Here is a 19,213-nt window from a genome sequence, read left to right as displayed (position 1 = left end):
AGATTTCTTTCAGTACATTAATATATAGTTTAGAAAAAATTGAATGCCTTTCCCAGCAGAAAGTCCTTGCCTAAATATAGCGATCGCTCGCCTGAATATCCCAGAAGCTAATCATTTTGCCACCTGGGTGATGCAGGCTCCTTTACAACGGGGATATGTCCACCACGACCAAATGTGGCCAGAAACTTTGTCACAAGCTTGGGAAGCTTGGTTAGAAGTATTCTCTCCCCAAAGCTTACCTGCTATTCCCATCGGTACACCTCAACCAGCCTTAGCATCAACTCCAAATATTTATCCTGCCCCTGCTTCCAATGTCAGAATTAATCGTACCAGTCGCCTGATGCAACATTTGGGTATTAGCCTGTGGCAGTGGCTATTTCAAGGAAAAATTGCTCAAAGTCTCCACCAAAGTGAAGGTATTGCTATGGGCCAAGAACTACCCTTACAAGTAAGATTGGATATTCGCGCACCCGAATTAATTGCCCTACCCTGGGAAATCATGCAACGAGGAATAGCCTTACCTGCCTTTTCTCTAAGTAGGGAAATTTTGTTTAGTCGTACTACCAGTGACGTTCATTCCTTACCTCCTCGCCCACCTTTCCGATATTTGAATATTCTGCTGGTGATTGGGGAAAGTGCCCTTCAAGGACAATCTTCTACTTTGTCCAAATTAGAACTAGAAGAAGAAGCAGTTCGACTAACTGAGGTGTTGAAACCCCGTGAGATTAAAAACCAAAATTCACACAGCGTTAATTCTATTGTTCCTTGCAGAGTCGATACATTAATTCAACCGACCCCAGAAGAATTAATTTCCTATCTAGATAAAAAAATTTATAACGTATTTTTTTATGCTGGTCATGGTCAAAAAGGCCCAGATGGGGGTTGGTTATTTTTAGCACCTGAGACTACTCTCAATGGTACTGAATTAGCACAAGTTCTGGTTCGCAATGGAGTAACCTTGGCAGTATTCAATGCTTGTTGGGGAGCGCAACCAGCTACAGATATATCTTCTGGTCAAGTACAGGCAATACCACGCAGTAGTCTAGCAGAAGTATTAATTCATCATGGAGTACCAGCAGTTTTAGGGATGCGAGATGAAATTGCCGATGGAGAAGCTTTGAGTTTTATTCAAGTTTTTGCGCAATGCTTGAGAGAGGGAATGTTGATAGATCAAGCAGTAGCTGTGGCTAGGCAACAGTTATTAACTCTCTATAGATTTAATCAACCAGCTTGGACTTTACCAGTATTATATATGCACCCAGAGTTCAATGGTCAATTAATTCAATTCTTCGATGAGTTGGTAACTCAACTACCTACTAACTCTCCAACTTGGATTGGTAGCTCAACTTCTAGAGCTTTTTTACGTTCTCAAGACAACAATAGTCAGGTTTGGCCTATTTGGCCTGGTACGATCGCGGTTGGACGTTCTCAGGAAAATGATGTGGTGATTTTTGAGCGGTGGGTTTCCCAAAAACACGCTGAAATTTTTTCTCGTTGTTTTCCGGGGGAACAGGTTACACCTACTTATTTCTTAAAAGATATTTCTCGTTTTGGTACTTTAATTTATCAGTCTGGTGATTGGCAAAGAATCCATCGTGATGAGGTTGCCATAATATCCGGAACACTGGTAAAATTTGGCAGTTCTCAAGGTCAAGCTTTTGAGTTTGTGATTGAAACAACAAAAGATTTTAGCTAGTTAATCTAAGTTAGAATTGCGGAACTAGCTAGATTGCTTTTGTAGCTGATTAAGTAGGAAATAACAATATTGCTAATTACCTACTTCTATATCTAATAGAAGATGAATTATTTTTACTCAGGAATAAAATTATGAATAATCAGCCTTCCCGCTCTCAGTTTTCTGCTAATAGTTCCACTCAAGTAGAATTGGATTTATTAAATTCGATAGTTCTTGATGATATTGCCTATCCTTGGAATCCAGAAGCAGCAGAATCAGACTCTTATTTTGATTCTCTTGAGCAGGAGTTACCATTGTCTGATTTACTAACCGATGTGGAAATAACTTCCGGTTGCAAACAATTTTTAAGTCAAACCGATCAACTGTTTTCTGTGATTGATATTCAGAATTCCTTATCTGAGAAGTTTTCAGGTCTTGCTCCCAATAATTTACTCAACAAGTTAGGCAAGGTTGCTGTTAATGTTGTCGATCAGGTGAATAGTTTAGGGTCTATTCTATCTCTGTCAGACCAATTGGTACATTGTGTCAGCGAAGTTTTACCAGGTTGGGATTTGGAAGATTTGGAAGTAATGGCACGTCCCCTAGCTTATTCTATGCGTGGTAGTCAAAATGATGCAGTAGAAAATACTTTGGCAACAATCCAATCTGCTTCTTGGTCTGATTTGTCAGAAGTTGAACAAGCACGATTGAGTTTAGCGATCGCGCTCTATGCTATAGAGAAAGCTAATAATTAATTTTTATCTACCCAATTTAATATATTTAGAGTTGTCGCTAAATAGAGGGAAAAAATCGCTCCAACCTAGACAGAGCAATCATTACCAAGTCATTTTAGTCGCCAATAGCTACAATCCTTATAGAACAAGGTTTTTGGGGAATTTTGAAGTTATAAAGCGACAAGTATATTAGAGTTGTCGCTAAACAGAGGGAAAAAATCGCTCCAACCTAGACAGAGCAATAATTCTAAGCTTTTTAAATCCTAATATCTAGAATCCTTACATAACAAGGTTTTTGGGGAATTTTTAAGTTATCAAGCGACAAGTATATTAATTAAGAAATAGCGGTTTTTAGTTTTTTAATGCTCAATATTTACTGACGAGTAACTGAACTGAGAACTGCTAGATTTTTTTCTGGGCATTGCACAGTGACGAATGATTTTAGGTTTTTGATTGAATTGGATTTTGAATTTGAGAATTGCTAGAATGATTAATTAATGGTTTTTTTATTCATAATCTAAACTAAATTTTGGCAATATAATTCCATAATGTGCAACCCCTTTTTCTGAATATGTTTGTAATTTTAATGTTTGTAATTTGATCTCCGGGTGAGTCGATAATATCAAGTCCGGGTAATTATTTATATCATGTGCCCCCTTCGGGGGAGCTATGCTTACGGTATAACAGTTATAATAGGGCTTCCTAGTTGGGTTTTAGCCCTTACAATACTTAGTATTAGGACTAAAGTCCAACTACAAACAAAAACTTTATTATAAGTAATTAATCGTACGATCAAACTCCATTGTGCTTACGCAAACAATAACTTTCTTCTCATATTCCTTGCTTCCCCGCTTCCTCCTGACTCGTGACTCCTGACTCTTCCTCCCAACTATTCAACCGGATATAATGTAATATAGCAATCCTAAAATATTCAAAATGTCACCGTACATAAGAAGCGCCATTATAGCAATGTGCGCTGGCATATTTACACATTATTTTTTGTACACCTTTTCGCTTACTGCACTTTGAGCTGGACATTGTAAATACCTGAGCGCACATTGCTATAATATCAATAGTTGCTTCTGTAGTATAGGTGCTAAACCAGATGCTAAAAAAGCGACAACGTTAGCAACGTCTTCTGGTGTTGCCAACTGACCCAAAGGAATATCGCGGGTAGCAAAATCTTCTCCCACCTATTGATGATAACTTTCTACTCTCTCAGAGACTGTTTGTAAAATTTTGTAATATAAAATGATTGACCTTTAAACTGTAACAGCTTGGTTATTTATCCCAGATTTATAGGCTGAAATACCCAATTTGCCAGGGGTAAAAACACTTCATAATTATTTACAAACAACCTCTCAGTACGCACAAACCCAGGTGCAACAGCATAAGCTAAAATATTAGACTTGGCAAAACCACGGGCAATAGTACGAGTTAGCAAAATTACCCCACCTTTAGAAGATGCATAGTGAATATGTTGGGGGTTGTCTCCACGAAAAGCAGCTCGACTAGCAATATTAATAATAGTGCCACCGTCACGAGTTTGAAAATGACGAATTGCTTCTCGACATAGATCGGCAACTGCAACTAAATTTACTTGCAAAGTTTGTTGCCAAGCATTAATTCAAATGTCTATTTCATCATCTACGCTAGTAGCAACAAAAATACCAGCATTATTCACCAGAATATCAATACAACTTTGCCAGGCGATCGCTTTAAGCGATAATTTCACAGCAGCATTTTTTTCCGCTAAGTCTGCTTTTAATAAATAACATCTATCTTAACCAATTTGAGTGGCGATCGCTTCTGCTGCTTGTTGTTTATGACCGTAATGTAAAATAACATTGAAAAATAGAATAATTTTATCAAAGTCAAAATTATTCTTCTAGTAGCTGAATGCCGAGCAAAAAATTGGTAGTGCTATGGCATCCTTCTTAAATATGTATTTAAAAAATTATCTAGTTCGGTGTCAAATTTTTCTTTATTCTTGATGATTGGCTTCCATGAATATCGGTAATTTGGAAGCCATCAATACATAAAACTAATTGAGACTAATGAAACAAAAAAAAATTCTGGAGTTCAAAAAAATTATCTGCTACTAGAACAAAGGAAAGAAATATCGGAAAAATTAATCATATTAACTAACACAAATATTATTTGATTAGCTCAAAAAATTATTGATGATACTCAATTTTTTCTCATGTTAATTTCCCCTTTTCCTGGGGTTGAGAATGCTGGTGCTTATGAAACCTAATTCCTAAAAAAACATCATACAGAAAGCTCCAAAAATTTTTTCCTTGCAATAATCCTAAAGATTGAGGAGAACCCTTAACATCTAAAAGTGGCTTCATAACTTCATAAGCAGGTTTGTAATTATACCAAGGTATAGAAGGCCATAAATGATGAATTAAATGGTAATTCTGTCCACAAATCAGAATATTGAGTAAGCCACTTGGATAAACTCTAGCATTGTGCCAGCGATCGCGTTCCTGAAAAGGACGATGAGGTAAATAATCAAAAAATAACCCTAGAGCTAAACCAACAACTAAAGCAGGAGAAAACCAATAATTTAAAATATAATCCAGAAACCCAAAATATATGGACACACCTATCATTGTGAACACTACTAAACGGCTAAAAAACCATTCCCATAGTTCAAATTTCCGCCAAAGTCGTCTTTTAAAAAAGAAGATTTCATGGTAGAAAAAACGGGCTGCAATTAGCCATAAGGGGCCACCAGTAGAAACAAAATGATCTGGGTCATTTTCTGGGTCGTTAACATGGGCATGATGCTGTAGGTGTACTCTTGTAAATACTGGGAAAGCAAAACCTAACATCAAGGCGCTGCCGTGACCTAAAATAGCATTAACTAAGCGATTCTTATGGGCTGAATTATGGGAAGCATCGTGAATTACTGTTCCTGCCATATGTAAGGCTAGAACATTCATCAAGAAGCAGCACCAGCCAGGAAAGTGCCAGTACCAGTAACCGCAGGTTGAGGAAATTATTATTCCTATAGCACTCAAAAACATGAGTAAGTTAGTATTTAAGCCTCCAGACGGGCTTAATAACTCTCTTGGGACTGTCGTTTGCAGCCCTGCCTCCAACATTTTAATTTGCACTCCTCTATATTGATTGAGACTTTTTTTATTACAATACGATATAGGCAAAATTTTGTAAAGATATATGAAATATTATTAATATAAACAAAATAATTAGAATCTTTGGTTATAGGAGAAATTAAATAAAGTTAATCGCGATCCCCATAAATTAGACCCCGATCCTAAAACTTAAATTATAAAAAATACAGATTGTTGCTAATTAAATAATTTTAAGAGTAAAAAGTAATTATTAATAGTTGCATTGACATCCTTTGAGTATGGTAGTCTAAGATATCAATCTCGCCCAGTAGTATAGTCATAAATAAATGTAGGCACTATTGTAACTTTGTCCCAGAATTAATCAACGTTCTTTAACTTTAATTATTAAATAAATAAATATCATTTGTTTTTTCAACATTAACATTATTATATATAGCGTAATTACTATTCAGAAATAATTAAAAATCCAACATACCACTCTTAACCTATTACTGTTAAAACTTTGAAATTATGCAACTGCAAAATGGCTTACGCCGAACTAAAATTGTAGCAACTATTGGCCCATCTACTACTAAACCTGATGTTCTTAGGGAGTTAATCAAAGCTGGTGCAACAACCCTAAGACTTAACTTTTCCCATGGAACCCATGAAGATCACCAACGCAGCATTCGATTAATTAGACAAACTTCTTTTGAACTAAATCAACCTGTAGCCATCTTGCAAGACCTTCAGGGACCAAAAATTAGACTAGGAAAATTTGAAAATGGTTCAATATCTCTAAAACGGGGCGATCCATTTATTTTGACCAGTAACTTAATGCCTGGAACTCAAGAAATGTCTTCTGTAACTTATGAACTCTTAGCAGATGAAGTGCCAGAAGGAGCAAAAATTCTTCTTGATGATGGCAAAGTAGAAATGTTGGTGGAAAAAGTAGACAAAGTACAGAAGCAATTACATTGTCGGGTTGTAGTTGGTGGTCCTCTTTCCAATAATAAAGGTGTGAATTTTCCTGGGGTTTATCTCTCAATTAAAGCACTGACAGATAAAGACCGAAAAGACTTAATGTTTGGTCTTGACCAAGGAGTAGACTGGGTAGCATTAAGTTTTGTGCGTAACCCCCAGGATGTCTTAGAGATTAAACAATTAATTGCTAATGCGGGAAAAAAGGTTCCTGTGGTGGCAAAAATCGAAAAACACGAAGCGATCGAACAAATGGAAGAAATTTTGGCTTTGTGTAATGGGGTAATGGTTGCTCGTGGTGACTTAGGTGTGGAGTTACCAGCAGAAGAAGTGCCACTTTTGCAAAAGCGACTGATCTCAACATCTAATCGAATGGGAATTCCGGTAATTACTGCTACTCAAATGTTAGATAGTATGGCGAATAACCCCCGTGCAACCCGTGCTGAAATTTCTGATGTGGCAAATGCAATTATTGATGGTACGGATGCAGTAATGTTATCTAATGAAACGGCAGTAGGTAATTATCCAGTGGAAGCGGTGGCAACAATGGCAACGATCGCCAAACGCATTGAGCAGGAAATTATCACTTGCAACGTTTCTAGTATGAATGATACAGGTCATTCAATTCCTAATGCAATTAGCCAAGCAGTGGGTCAAATTGCAGAACAGATAGATGCTGCAGCTATTATGACTCTGACTAAAACAGGTGCAACAGCGCGAAATGTTTCTAAGTTTCGACCAAAAACTCCTATTCTGGCAGTGACTCCTCATGTAGATGTTGCTAGACAGTTACAACTTGTTTGGGGAATAAAGCCATTATTGGTGTTAGACTTAGCTTCTGCTGGTCAGACTTTTCAATCTGCAATCAGTGTTGCTCAGGAGAAGGAGTTATTATTTGATGGAGATTTAGTGGTAATGACTGCGGGTACAATTCAAGGTGTGGCAGGTTCAACGGACCTGGTTAAGGTTGAGGTGGTGACTGCAGTGTTAGGTCAAGGTACTGGTATTGGTCAGGGATATGTTAGTGGTCGCGCTCGTGTTGCTCATAGTGCAAAAGAAGTCCGAGATTTTAACCCTGGAGAAATTTTGGTAGTTAATCATACAGATGCTGAATTTGTGGAGGTAATGCAAAAAGCTGCAGGAGTAGTAACAGAAGAGGATAGTATTACCAGTCATGCAGCAATTATTGGTTTACGTTTGGGACTACCAGTTATTGTGGGGGTGAAGAATGCTACCAGTGTGGTTCGCGATGGCACGATTTTGACTTTGGATGCTCACAGAGGTACGATATACTCAGGAGCTACTCGAAAATAGTTCATATTAAAGGTGAATGAATAGTCATAAGCTAAGACAAATTGTAAATTTTACTTCTGTGTTTCCTGTTGTCAGTTATTTATAAATATTCAACCGGACATGATATAAATATTCGATGTAAGAATTCAGGTCAGAGCGATCACTGTTTTATTTTTGTTTGATCTAAACAGGACTTACGCAACGGCACTAATTGCAGTGAGAAATCCAGAAAAATGCTGAGATTATATACCATATATAGTTGTACTGCGTAAGTCCTGCTAAAGTCACGATGCCTAGGAACTTTTTTCAGTATCGGTATATTTTTGTACCAGTTATGATGAATAATATTATGTTCGGACGGGTCAGTTATAAATAAAATGTAAGAACTGACAGTACCTAAGAAATACTGAAATTATCTTTACTTTTCTCGTTTCTTTCCTCTTTCTTTCCTCCTTTCCTCCCTCCTAACTTCTGACTTCTGAGAACTCACAACGGTTATTTATAAGTATTCAACCGATAGCGTAGTTCCCCAGGAGGAGGCACATGATATAACACCAATGAAGAAAACCACGTTCACCTAAAAGTTTCAGTATGATCCCAACGTTATGTTAAGCAAGCTAGTTAATAACGTTAAAACAGTTACAAGCCGACGATTAAGAAAAGAATTTTCAGCAACATTTTAACGCTATTTACTGGAAAGATGTTCTCTGGAATGGTTCCTATTTGATTGCTTCTGGCAGTGGGGTAACAATTTCCACTTTGAAAAAGTACATTGAAAACCAGAAAACCCCAGAATAATATTGTAAATTAGTGGGACATCGAGTCCCACTAATTTACCGCCAATTGATCTCACACCATAATTTTAATTTGGTGTGAGATCAATTGGCGGGTCAGCTAAAAAGATAAATTCCGACTAATAAATGGTATCAAAGCTATTCATTCTGACTCGGTGACTCGGTGCTCCTGACTCCTAAGAAATAACCTAGTTATTTGTAGCAAATATTGATCACGTTTGGTATAACACTGAATAATTGTCAGTGGGTGCAGAGTCTATAAATCTGCACTTAATGGTAGTCGAAGGAAAAGTTAGGATATATCAAAAGCTTAAAACTCAGATAACGCAAGATTTTTCCTTCTCTCCTAGATAACTAAATGCTTTCTTCCTTCTTCCTTATGTTATACATACAAGTCCCGAAAAATATGCTTAGTGAATTAAAGCAAATGGCAACCCAGTCAGGAGCAACATAATAGGTACTGTTATAGCTGATTTTTCTTCAGAAATATTGGCAATTTTTTGACAACCACTATACATAGTTAAAATTGTATAACAAAGGGCAAAAATAACTAAAATAATACTAATTACCCAGTTATTGAAAACTCCGCTAAGTAGTACCATGAAACCTAGAGGTAATAGGGATGCACCTGCTGTAAATAAATCTCCTGTTAAACTACCATCAGCTTTGAAAATAAGTCTGGCAAAACCACTTGTAACTGTCAAATTTACAAAGGGAATAATACCGATAATTATTAATAATAAAAATTCTGTATGATTTGCTTTATCTAATCTCTGTAAAATTAGATTAGTTCCTACTACAAAGCAAATTTCAAATGTTATGCCAAATAAAACTGCAACGTTAAATGCTCTTTTTTGTTCTAACTGAGTAAAAGCTGCTAATAAACCTCCTATGGGATTAGGAATAAAAATCTTTACTGCTATCCAAGCATCCTGAATAGTTGTCTGAAATATTTCTAGTATTTCTAACCATGAAAAATGGTCTAAACTTTTAATAGCTTCTAGCGCTCTTTGAGAATTAGCTTTATCACCTTGGTCTGCAAAAAGTTGAGCAGCTTTTCTGAAATCTATTATTGCCGGACGATGTTCTTGCAACTCTAGATAAACTAAACCACGTTGATAATAAACGTGAGCAAAATTCGGATTTATTTCTAGTGCTTTACTATAGTCTTCCATACCAGCTTGAATGTATCTTAATTTCATACGACATAGACCCCGATAATAATAAACTTTTACTAAGTATGGGTCTAAAAATAATGCCTTTGTATAATCAAGATCGGCACTCCGATAATCTTGCAGTTTATAATTAGCGAATCCTCTATGATATAAAACTTCTGCCCAATTAGGATTAATTTCCAGTGCTTTTGTGTAATCTGCTATTGCACCTTGATAATCTCCAAGCTGACTTTTTGCAACTCCTTGTTTATATAGTTCTTTGGCTTCCCCTACCGTTTGATCGTATTGCGATCGCTTCAATGGGTCAGAAAGAATTTCATACATTGAGTTGATTTCTTTGAATTTTTCTGCTGCATTTATATCCCCTGGATTTACATCAGGATGATACTGACGTGCTAGGCTATGATAAGCTTTTTTAATCTGTTCTGTAGAAGCATTTTTTGATACTCCTAGAACTTCATAATAGTTACACTCTTTTTCCATCTAACCCTAGTTTCCCAAAGCACTATTTTAGGCAATTATTGTTGATTATATCATAAAGTATTTCAATGCTTATTGGAAACAAGATATTTATCAATTTGCAAGAATTTATATATTGAATTTTTAACTTTATATCGATCGATGAGCATTAATAACAAATCCGGTTGAATACTTATGATATAGTTGGGAGAGATAGGAAAGTGGGAAGGTAGTCCGATTTAATATTTAAGTGTGGATATAATTAGAAAAATATACTGTATAATCGGATTCGATAATAACAACACATATTAAAGGTTGTATATAATAATTTCTCAAGTTTTGAAAAATGATCGTAATCAGGAAGAGAAAAAATACTAAGTAGAGCAGGAGCAAAAAAAAGACGTTGCATTTTTAATCGAAAAACCCCTAAAGGCAATAAAGATAAACTTTAGAGCTAATTGACAATTTGATACATATATCCCAAAATTTACCATGTTCTACTTATATCTAATTAATATAATAACTCCTAGATATACTACTCAGATATATTGTATATTTACGGAAAAATTGTGCTCTAAAACCTCCCTTGTTAAAGGGATAAAATATTCCTGATGTCAAACCTTTTTATTGCAGAGGTAGCGATCGCTGAAACCTGCAGTTCCTCCGGAGGAGGCTAAGTGATAACTGAAATGACCGTTCTTTCTCTAGCAAGTTTCAGTTAATTTTGAACATCTATGGAATAGAGTAAATAAAAATACTGAAGAGATTGAATGTTAAAGCAGTTTTTCAATTGATGAGGTACATAATTTTGGAGCAATAGGGAATAGGGATGAAGATTAAACTAGATACCTGGTGGAAACTAAGTTTTTGCTCAGGCATTATACCAACCGTGAAAAAAGAATGTTACGAATAATACAGCGCTTTTCAGATTGATAAACCACATCGTCATAACCAACACTCTGTAGGGGCGAATGGCCATTCGCCCCCACTGTGTTCTACTGAAATCAAAACCGCTGTAAGTGCGATCAAAAGATTTTGTAGGAAATGTCTCTTTGACAAAAAAGAGAATTTACAACCTAAAAACTGGTATTGAAGTAATTCCCCTGTGACTCGGTCTGACTGAGTTCCCCTCCTGGGAGCAGGGCTGTTTCAAAGTATTGTAGATTAACGATTTAAGGAGAACGAGAATAATGGAGATAGTGGAACAGTGAAATTTGCCAAAATTTGCCGATTTTTCAGCTAATAAGCGTCTTTAAGCTCTGAGAAAATATTTGGTTCAACACCGCTTAAAAGACTCCATCCCCATGTCTGGTGTGTCTCCGTGTCCCCGTGTCTATCGAGAACCCTGCCTCCTGGGAGGGGTTAGGGGTGGGTTGACTCCTAAGAAATAGCCTAACTATTTGTAGCAAACATTTATTAAATTGGTATTACAAGGGTTTGAGATTAATTATCGGAGATGTCTACTGTACATTACTATCTTAAAAAGTGCTTTAATATCAACAGGACTTACGCAAAGGCACTATATATAGTAGATAAAAACTATAGCACTATGGTATATATAGTGGCTTGAAGGGAAAAATGCGTAAGTCTTGATTAAGTGTAAGCAGACTCAAACAAACCATTGACACTCTCACCGTTAAATAAGTTAAATAAGTGCGATGATAACGGGTCGATCTCTTTCAACCTTAATGATAGCCTTTAAAATACCTTTATCTCTTTAACAGAAAAAGGAAAAATCTGGCGTTGTCTGAGTTTTAAGCTTTTGATACGTCCGCTCCCTTTCCTTCGACTGCTATATAGGACTAAAATTTTATTTTATGATAAAAAAAAGCAAATGTAACCCTAGTTTAGTAATATTATATATGGACGACTATTAAGCTTAATTATTTTGATTTTAGTTTTCTTACTGGGGCGGAAGGATTCGAACCTCCGAATGGCTGGACCAAAACCAGCTGCCTTACCGCTTGGCGACGCCCCAATTCGTCAACAGTTAATATAATAACACTTATATCCAGGGATTTGTCAAGTATTTTTTTGAATAATCTTGAAATTTTGAATTTTGAGGATTTATGGGCCTCATATCAAATCCGGTACCATCGGTGTAATTAGATTCTTATGGTCGGGAGTGTGGGGAGTGTGGGGCGATCGAGAAATATTTGGTAATGGTTGAAGATGGAACATTTTTTTATACTGAATTAAACGGATTAGCTTAACCTTTTATCATACCATATTTATCTGTATTATATCATGTCTCATTAAATAACTGTAATAAACAATCTTTATCCAACCTCGTAGGGACGTTGCATGCAACGTCCCTAAATTGCTACAAGCTACGAGCCAGTCTATAGTTTTGCTTTAGCTATTTGAATACTTGTCTTAGGGCTAAAACTCAACTACAAGCCGGACTTTTGAACCTTAATTACACTCCCTTACGCTGGATAAATGCGCAGACGTCGGTTAGGCTCATCTCCAAAACTAGAAGACTTCAAGCGATAATGCTCCACAAGTTCATGCTGCATCTTCCGCACCTTTGGAGACCGTGGCAAAAGTTCCACAGGTTGCCCCTTTGGAATCACAATTTGCTCCACTGCTAACCTTGCTTCCTCCAAAGCCTCCATCTCATCTTCTGAAGCTGAAGCAGCAAACAAATTCAAGTCAGCAAATTCAGGAGTGCTAGGATCTTCCATATCCAATAACCGTCGCAGTGCCTTAGCAATTTGAGGCAAACCACTATTTTTAATCACATGAATAGGTACATGACGAGCCTTAGCAATATGCCGTAACTTAGACTGTTTCCGGGTGTGCGTTCGCAAAGCCAACACCACATCCGCACTATCAATATCCTTAGTCAAAACCACAGGCAAACCCAAAGTACTAATCACCTGTTCCATTTGATGACGTGGAATTGCATAAGGATAAATATGCAAAGGCAAATCCTCACCATTCGGACCCGTCACCTGAGTTTCCCAACGCCCTGAGTTTACATTAGAAAACATCCCATTTCCCGAGAAAGACTCATCCAATAATTCTTCAAAAGACTTAGACTCAGAAACCTCTACTGGTTGATTAACTTGACCTGTATTAGGCAATGGCATAATATAACCAGAATCACGAAAACCACCACGAGAAGTCAACATTCCCCCTGACTGTCCCAATAGCGATCCCGCATTCTGATTAACACCCCCACCCAATCTTGGAGTACTATTATACTCTCGTGTTATCTTCACCTCACCATTCTCATCCACAGTCCTCACTTGTGGATTAGGTTTCTGCCCCCGCAGCAAAGCATCAACAGTATCAGCCACCTGCTCGTGAACCACCCAACGTTGTCTTTCCAACATTTCCACAGCAATTTCAAAAGTTGGCGGTGCTTTACGTTCCAGAACAGTTTTTTGAGAACCCCGACGTCGTGCTTCATCATCACCCAAAGTTACAGCCTGAATACCCCCAATTAAATCGGAGAGAGTCGGATTTTTTACCAAATTTTCCATCTGATTACCATGAGCAGTCCCCACTAACTGTACGCCACGCTCCGCAATAGTTCTCGCTGCCAGAGCCTCCAATTCCGTACCAATCTCATCAATCACAATCACCTCTGGCATATGATTTTCCACCGCCTCAATCATCACTTGATGCTGTTGTTCCGGGCGAGCAACTTGCATCCGACGGGCACGACCAATAGCAGGGTGAGGAACATCTCCATCCCCAGCAATTTCATTAGAGCTATCAATAATCACCACCCGTTTTTCTAAATCATCAGCCAGCACCCGTGCAATTTCTCGTAGTGCCGTTGTTTTTCCTACACCAGGGCGACCGAGCATCAAAATCGACCTTCCGGTTTCCACTAACTCGCGAATCATACCAATTGTGCCAAAAACTGCCCGCCCCACTCGACAAGTCAAACCAATAACTTCTCCCGTGCGATTGCGAATAGCACTAATCCGATGTAGCGTTTGCTCAATACCTGCTCGATTATCGCTGCTAAAATCACCAACTCGTTCTATGGAATAATTGAGGTCTTTTCTAGAAATAGGAATTTCGCCCAGGTATTCTGCATGGGATGGAAAACGAGCTTCTGGGAGACGACCCAGATCCATCACAATTTCGATCAGGTTATTTCGCTGTTGATGTTGCAGTAGAGGCCGTCTAATTTGGTCTGGTACAATTTCTAGTAATCTATTAAGGTCGTCTGTTATCTGCATACTTTGTTAAAAGTGACTTCTATTCTACTGGGTAAGAAAAAAGCTTTTGAGGCAAAAACTGAAACTATGATTTAGATCAATTCCGGCGACTGACCGAATGATAAATCTTTAGGGGGTGAACTTAACACATACATATTGAAGTTTAAGCGTTTTTATCCTGTATTTTAACCTGCCTTCTATTTCCATGTTGGTATCAAATAAAATTCTATTATGGAAATTCATTACTCATTCCTCATTTGACTTAGATCCGATGTTTTAATTTGGGAAACCAAAGAGTTAGCTAAACTGACAGCTTCCCAAAGAAGTTCCGGTAAAACTTCCAACTTCGTTAGCTGAGAATCATTAGTGAGTTCTTTGGCATGAACGCTAGTTGTGCTGCAGACAGATTCAATTGCCTGCAGCTGTGATTTGTGCATTTTTTCTAATTTTTCCAAAATTGGTGACAACAAAACGCGGGCATAGCTACCATAAGCTACACCAGATACAAATCTATTTTCCGGAATGTAAGTATTTAAATTTTTAGCAGAGTTTCCCTGTTTGTTATTTTCAGATGCTAGCAAACCTTTAGCAACAAGCTTGGCTACAGTAAAATTATTTGTGCCTCCTGCTAACTGTACATACCCTGGTAGTTTTGCATTCAGCACTTTTTGACTCAATGCGATCGCTGCCATTGTGCTACCTGCCCCAATATCTCCACTCATCGGTTTACCATCAGTTTGCCAGATTAGAGTACAAGGAAGAGGAGAAATAATTTCATACAGACTTTGTAAATATTCTACTAGCCCTTCTCCATCAGGGCAACTAATAGCAATTAGTTTTAATTGACTTACCCAAGGTTTTATGCTTTTCCAGAGTCGCTGAAAATCACTTTCTCTTCCCACTTGAGTATGAATTTCAATGGCATCTACACCAGTCTGCAATACTAATGATGCAATAGAAGTAGGAGTGGATACATAAGAACGAGCCTGTATTAGTTGCTTAGGACATACAGACAAACATCTTCCACAACCATAGCAAAGTTCATCTATAACCCCTGAATTACCAGGAGTTATAGTATCTCTATTTTCAGAAAAAACTATAGCATCTGCCGGACAGACTCTCTCACAAGGTCGCCAGCAGTCTGTGGGGCAAACAGTAGGGTCAAACTCAGCTTTCCGGAAATGAGGATCTTCTCCATCATTGATACTTACCATTATCCATGGTAACGTTTGGTAGCCAAATCCATGAGACTTGGCCCAATATTGGAGACCACTTGCAATCTGTAAAGCCTGCCCAGCAGAAGCGATCGCCGCCGGGTCGGCCGCTACATCAATACAATCTGCCCCTGCCAAAGTATAAGCTAATGTTAAATTTCTTACTGTTGGCAGGTGTTGAAAGCTGGCCCCACAGATTAACTTAAACCAGTGGCCTTTTTTTAGCGAAATTAGGGGAGAATAGCGTTCTCTCACGCTGTATATAGTAGAGCCTTTAGCTCAAAAAAATTTGAAGTACAAAGATAAAATGTTAGCTCAAAAAATTCTTTCTTTAAGCAGGCACCAAAGCATTTTGAAGTGGTGTCCATCTAAAGAAGCGATCGCCTCCCATTTCCACTATCACCTTAACTCGTGGTTCTGATTTAGGTAGGACAGTTAAATACTCAATTTCTTGGCTAGATAGAATCTGACCTTCTATAATCCACAAAACCAAACCCTTAGCTTTAGGTGGTAACTGTTCCAATCGATAGCTAACAATTGGCGGTACATAGTAGACATAACCAACTGCTGGGCCATTACCCGTACTTTTCTTACCTAAGTGAGGAGGTCTGACTCCATGCACCCCTGTCAGATACATGGCCAAATCCCCAAGACCTCTAGCAGTAATATTATGACTTACATAGCCAGAAGCCCTTAAACGACGTTGATAACGCCCTTCAAACCCTCCTTCCAAAGGAACATAAACGGCCAAAGACCCAGACTTCTCCAAATCCTTAATCATTCCTCGACCAGTCGTAATCAGTGCCATGCTCAATCTTGTCCCTAATTTTTAAATTGTAGGTGATTATATCTGGATTATAGTTGTTTAAACCAAAGATACTTGTCTTCCTAGCGACCTGAAAAAAAATTATTTAAACTACTAGACAAGTCTTAGTAAATACTATAAAATTATATATTGTCGCCGAAAAAAAAGTGACATATTAGGCAAGTATGGCCTATGTTAACTCCTATGGGAGTTGTACAAAGGTTAATAAATAACTACTTAGCTAGCTACTTCAACTTTAAAAATCAAGAAATAGTCAGTTTTGATAAGTTTTACTTCCTAGAAAAAAAGGATACTGATTAGCAAGCTACTCAAGTCCTGGCGACCATAAAACTAAGAACTAGAGCTAAAGACAAAAAGCTAAAAAATAATAGCTGGTAAATATAAGTATTATCGTTATTATTCAACGATGATATTTCATCGTTATGGGGAGTATTAGTTCTAAAATTTCTCTAGTACTTTACTGGTTTAATACTAAGAATATTTTTAATTCTGATGTTATCTTAAAAAGCATCAAAGTTGATAATCAACTTGGTTGAAACAGTAAAACCTATCATAAATGTTGAAAGAGTTCGAGCCGTTATCATCGCTCTTATTTAACGGTGAGATGAATTTCAACCAGAAAAATAATCGTATGCGCGCACATTTTTGGCGTCATAATCGAATCAATAGCCGTGGGGCACACGGTTGAATAAAAAGCTTGCGGAGATGGTCTAACGGGGGTGCAATTCGGTTTATTTGATTTGTTATCTAGTTAAGAATCTGTGAAACAAGAATTTCCCGTTATAATCGCGTGATTTAACGGTGAGAGTGTCAACCTAATAAAATCAAACAGAAGTTAAGTATTACTAGCAATAGACTTAGGCGATCGCTCCTAAGAAATAGTCAGAAAATTAACCACTGTTGTAATTAAGATATCAGGATAAGTTTAAACAATTAATTATATGTAAATAGTATGATTTATTAATTATTTATTAGGTATAAAACTATCTGTAAAAAAAAATAAATTATTTCAATTAAAAAGCCTTTCCTGACGGAATGCTCCGTAAACAGAGACCTAATACAAATTTTTAAGCTGATAGCTAGTTAAAAAACATTATTGTTGTAGTGGATAAAAAAAAATAGGAGAGCGACAGTGGCAGTTGGTATCCTTGGCAAAAAACTAGGCATGACACAAGTATTTGAACCTGAAACAGGAGCAGCAATTCCTGTAACAGTAGTACAAGCAGGTCCATGTGTAGTTACCCAAATCAAAACCGAACAAACAGACGGCTATACTTCAATTCAAATAGGATATGGAGAAGCCAAAAATAAAACCCGTCAACTCAATATCAAAGAACCAAAAGAAGTTAATAGATACTTGACTAATGCTCAACAAGGGCATTTAGTTAAATCAGGCGGTATTCCCTTACGTCATCTACGAGAATACAGAGTAGAAAACACAGGTGACTTTGAACTAGGTCAACAAATAAAAGTCGATCTATTTGAAGCTGGCCAACTCGTTGATGTTACAGGAAAAAGTATAGGTAAAGGCTTTGCTGGTTATCAAAAACGTCATAACTTTAGACGTGGACCAATGGCTCACGGTTCCAAAAACCATCGTTTGCCAGGCTCCACAGGTCCAGGAACAACACCAGGGCGTGTTTATCCAGGTAAGAAAATGGCAGGACATTTAGGAAACGTGCGAGTCACTACTAGAAAACTCAAAGTAGTGAGAATAGATACAGAAAGAGACCTATTGCTGATAAAAGGAAGCATTCCTGGTAAACCAGGCACATTAGTTAGCGTTGCTCCAGCCACAATAGTAGGTCAAAAATAAAAAAAATTTTTGAGAAAAAAAGATGGTTGATTGTGTCATAAAAAACTGGCAAGGTGAAGAAGTTGGACAAGCAACTCTCAACTTACGAGTAGCAAAAGAAGAAAGTGCAGCTCATGTTGTTCACAGGTCCTTAAGACTACAAATGGCGAATAACCGCCAAGGAACAGCTAGCACAAAAACAAGATCTGAAGTCAGAGGTGGAGGTCGTAAACCTTGGCGACAAAAAGGAACAGGTAGAGCAAGAGCAGGTTCCATCCGTTCGCCTCTATGGCGTGGTGGTGGTGTAATCTTTGGGCCGAAGCCAAGAGACTACTCTCATAAAATGAACCGCAAGGAAAAACGTCTAGCACTAAGCACCGCCTTTCAAAGTCGTTCAGAAGACTTAATTGCGGTCGAAAATATTTCCGAGCAATTAACAAGACCGAAAACCAAAGAATTAGTCGAAGCGATCGCTCGTTGGGGAGTAGAACCAGAATCTAAAGTTCTGCTGGTATTAGAAGAGAAACAAGAAAATGTATATCTCTCAGGTCGTAATATTGCGAAACTGAAAATCTCCCTAGCTAATAACTTGAATATTTACGATATTCTAGAAGCAGATAAAATCATAGCTACAGCAGCAGCAATAGAGAAAATTCAGGAGATGTATGGGGATAAAAGTTGATTCACGAGACTTAGTAGATATAGTCAAATGTCCAGTTGTTACAGAAAAAGCTACTAGATTAATGGAACTAAATCAATACACATTTGATGTAGATCCAAGGGCAACAAAGCCAATGATCAAAGCAGCAATTGAACAACTATTTGAGGTAAAAGTAACAGGTATGAATACCCTAAATTTACCAAGAAAAAAGAAAAGAGTAGGTAAATTTCAAGGCTTCAAACCTAGATATAAAAGAGCTATTGTCAGCTTAGAAGATGGAGAACCAATTAGAAAAGTTCTATTCCCAGACCTCTAAAAAAACTCAACTCAATTTAAAATCTT

At 37.5% G+C, this 19,213-nt stretch carries 13 protein-coding genes, 1 tRNA gene and 1 pseudogene; 7 read left to right on the top strand and 8 right to left on the bottom strand.

The window, feature by feature from the left end; translation table 11 throughout:
* Window positions 1–43: 43 nt before the first annotated feature.
* Window positions 44–1,696, top strand: coding sequence for a CHAT domain-containing protein (locus F6K27_RS08870; protein ID WP_287275014.1), 1,653 nt, complete (start codon window positions 44–46; stop codon window positions 1,694–1,696).
* A 131-nt stretch (window positions 1,697–1,827) separates the two neighbouring features.
* Window positions 1,828–2,430 carry a hypothetical protein gene (locus F6K27_RS08865; protein ID WP_287275016.1) on the top strand — a complete coding sequence of 201 codons (603 nt, stop codon included), beginning with the start codon at window positions 1,828–1,830 and terminating at the stop codon, window positions 2,428–2,430.
* Between the two features lie 1,040 nt (window positions 2,431–3,470).
* On the opposite strand, the gene F6K27_RS08860 is transcribed toward F6K27_RS08865, so the two are convergent.
* The 3 genes from F6K27_RS08860 to crtR form a co-directional block, all read right to left on the bottom strand.
* The gene (locus F6K27_RS08860) at window positions 3,471–3,602 is read right to left on the bottom strand and encodes an SDR family oxidoreductase (RefSeq protein WP_161564538.1); all 132 of its coding nucleotides are present in this window, start codon (window positions 3,600–3,602) and stop codon (window positions 3,471–3,473) included.
* A 92-nt stretch (window positions 3,603–3,694) separates the two neighbouring features.
* Window positions 3,695–4,036, bottom strand: coding sequence for an SDR family NAD(P)-dependent oxidoreductase (locus tag F6K27_RS08855; protein ID WP_287275069.1), 342 nt, complete (start codon window positions 4,034–4,036; stop codon window positions 3,695–3,697).
* A gap of 574 nt (window positions 4,037–4,610) precedes the next feature.
* Window positions 4,611–5,522 (bottom strand): beta-carotene hydroxylase, encoded by a 912-nt coding sequence (crtR, locus tag F6K27_RS08850; protein WP_124145141.1) that lies wholly within the window; start codon window positions 5,520–5,522, stop codon window positions 4,611–4,613.
* A gap of 501 nt (window positions 5,523–6,023) precedes the next feature.
* On the opposite strand from crtR, the gene pyk reads away from it, so the two are divergent.
* Both pyk and tnpA read left to right on the top strand, forming a co-directional pair.
* A complete protein-coding gene (gene pyk / locus F6K27_RS08845) occupies window positions 6,024–7,787 on the top strand; it encodes a pyruvate kinase (RefSeq protein WP_124145137.1) in 1,764 nt (587 codons plus the stop codon).
* Window positions 7,788–8,325: 538 nt separating this feature from the next.
* Window positions 8,326–8,564, top strand: a pseudogene (gene tnpA / locus F6K27_RS08840) (IS200/IS605 family transposase); the annotation flags it as partial.
* 406 nt (window positions 8,565–8,970) lie between these two features.
* Here the strand turns inward: tnpA and F6K27_RS08835 are convergent.
* From F6K27_RS08835 to F6K27_RS08815, 5 genes are all read right to left on the bottom strand, one after another.
* The gene (locus F6K27_RS08835) at window positions 8,971–10,218 is read right to left on the bottom strand and encodes a DnaJ domain-containing protein (RefSeq protein WP_287275017.1); all 1,248 of its coding nucleotides are present in this window, start codon (window positions 10,216–10,218) and stop codon (window positions 8,971–8,973) included.
* Between the two features lie 1,882 nt (window positions 10,219–12,100).
* Window positions 12,101–12,172: transfer RNA gene (locus tag F6K27_RS08830), tRNA-Gln, on the bottom strand.
* Between the two features lie 451 nt (window positions 12,173–12,623).
* Complete coding sequence (locus F6K27_RS08825; RefSeq protein WP_287275019.1) at window positions 12,624–14,396, bottom strand: R3H domain-containing nucleic acid-binding protein; 1,773 nt, start codon at window positions 14,394–14,396, stop codon at window positions 12,624–12,626.
* Between the two features lie 221 nt (window positions 14,397–14,617).
* The gene (gene ldpA / locus F6K27_RS08820; protein ID WP_287275020.1) at window positions 14,618–15,844 is read right to left on the bottom strand and encodes a circadian clock protein LdpA; all 1,227 of its coding nucleotides are present in this window, start codon (window positions 15,842–15,844) and stop codon (window positions 14,618–14,620) included.
* Window positions 15,845–15,920: 76 nt separating this feature from the next.
* Window positions 15,921–16,397 carry an NAD(P)H-quinone oxidoreductase subunit N gene (locus F6K27_RS08815; protein ID WP_287275022.1) on the bottom strand — a complete coding sequence of 159 codons (477 nt, stop codon included), beginning with the start codon at window positions 16,395–16,397 and terminating at the stop codon, window positions 15,921–15,923.
* A 1,150-nt stretch (window positions 16,398–17,547) separates the two neighbouring features.
* On the opposite strand from F6K27_RS08815, the gene rplC reads away from it, so the two are divergent.
* From rplC to F6K27_RS08800, 3 genes are read left to right on the top strand one after another with little or no spacing between them, the layout of a single operon-like run.
* On the top strand, window positions 17,548–18,231 hold the full coding sequence (gene rplC / locus F6K27_RS08810; RefSeq protein WP_124145132.1) for a 50S ribosomal protein L3: 684 nt from the start codon (window positions 17,548–17,550) through the stop codon (window positions 18,229–18,231).
* Between the two features lie 22 nt (window positions 18,232–18,253).
* On the top strand, window positions 18,254–18,892 hold the full coding sequence (gene rplD, locus F6K27_RS08805) for a 50S ribosomal protein L4 (RefSeq protein WP_124145131.1): 639 nt from the start codon (window positions 18,254–18,256) through the stop codon (window positions 18,890–18,892).
* Complete coding sequence (locus F6K27_RS08800) at window positions 18,876–19,187, top strand: 50S ribosomal protein L23 (RefSeq protein WP_124145130.1); 312 nt, start codon at window positions 18,876–18,878, stop codon at window positions 19,185–19,187. The genes rplD and F6K27_RS08800 overlap by 17 nt, the downstream gene beginning before the upstream one ends.
* Window positions 19,188–19,213: the final 26 nt, after the last annotated feature.

It is taken from the genome of Okeania sp. SIO2F5, from assembly GCF_010692685.1.
In the GTDB taxonomy this organism is placed as follows: Bacteria; Cyanobacteriota; Cyanobacteriia; order Cyanobacteriales; family Microcoleaceae; genus Okeania; species Okeania hirsuta.
The sequence above is the reverse complement of the archived record's forward strand: the minus strand, read 5'-3'. Positions and strand labels throughout refer to the sequence as shown.

Bases quoted from the DNA above. Each gene is read 5' to 3' on its own strand.
- F6K27_RS08870 (WP_287275014.1), top strand. From the start codon at position 44: ATGCCTTTCCCAGCAGAAAGTCCTTGCCTAAATATAGCGATCGCTCGC.
- F6K27_RS08865 (WP_287275016.1), top strand. From the start codon at position 1,828: ATGAATAATCAGCCTTCCCGCTCTCAGTTTTCTGCTAATAGTTCCACT.
- crtR (WP_124145141.1), bottom strand. From the start codon at position 5,522: ATGTTGGAGGCAGGGCTGCAAACGACAGTCCCAAGAGAGTTATTAAGC.
- pyk (WP_124145137.1), top strand. From the start codon at position 6,024: ATGCAACTGCAAAATGGCTTACGCCGAACTAAAATTGTAGCAACTATT.
- F6K27_RS08835 (WP_287275017.1), bottom strand. From the start codon at position 10,218: ATGGAAAAAGAGTGTAACTATTATGAAGTTCTAGGAGTATCAAAAAAT.
- F6K27_RS08825 (WP_287275019.1), bottom strand. From the start codon at position 14,396: ATGCAGATAACAGACGACCTTAATAGATTACTAGAAATTGTACCAGAC.
- F6K27_RS08815 (WP_287275022.1), bottom strand. From the start codon at position 16,397: ATGGCACTGATTACGACTGGTCGAGGAATGATTAAGGATTTGGAGAAG.
- rplD (WP_124145131.1), top strand. From the start codon at position 18,254: ATGGTTGATTGTGTCATAAAAAACTGGCAAGGTGAAGAAGTTGGACAA.
- F6K27_RS08800 (WP_124145130.1), top strand. From the start codon at position 18,876: ATGGGGATAAAAGTTGATTCACGAGACTTAGTAGATATAGTCAAATGT.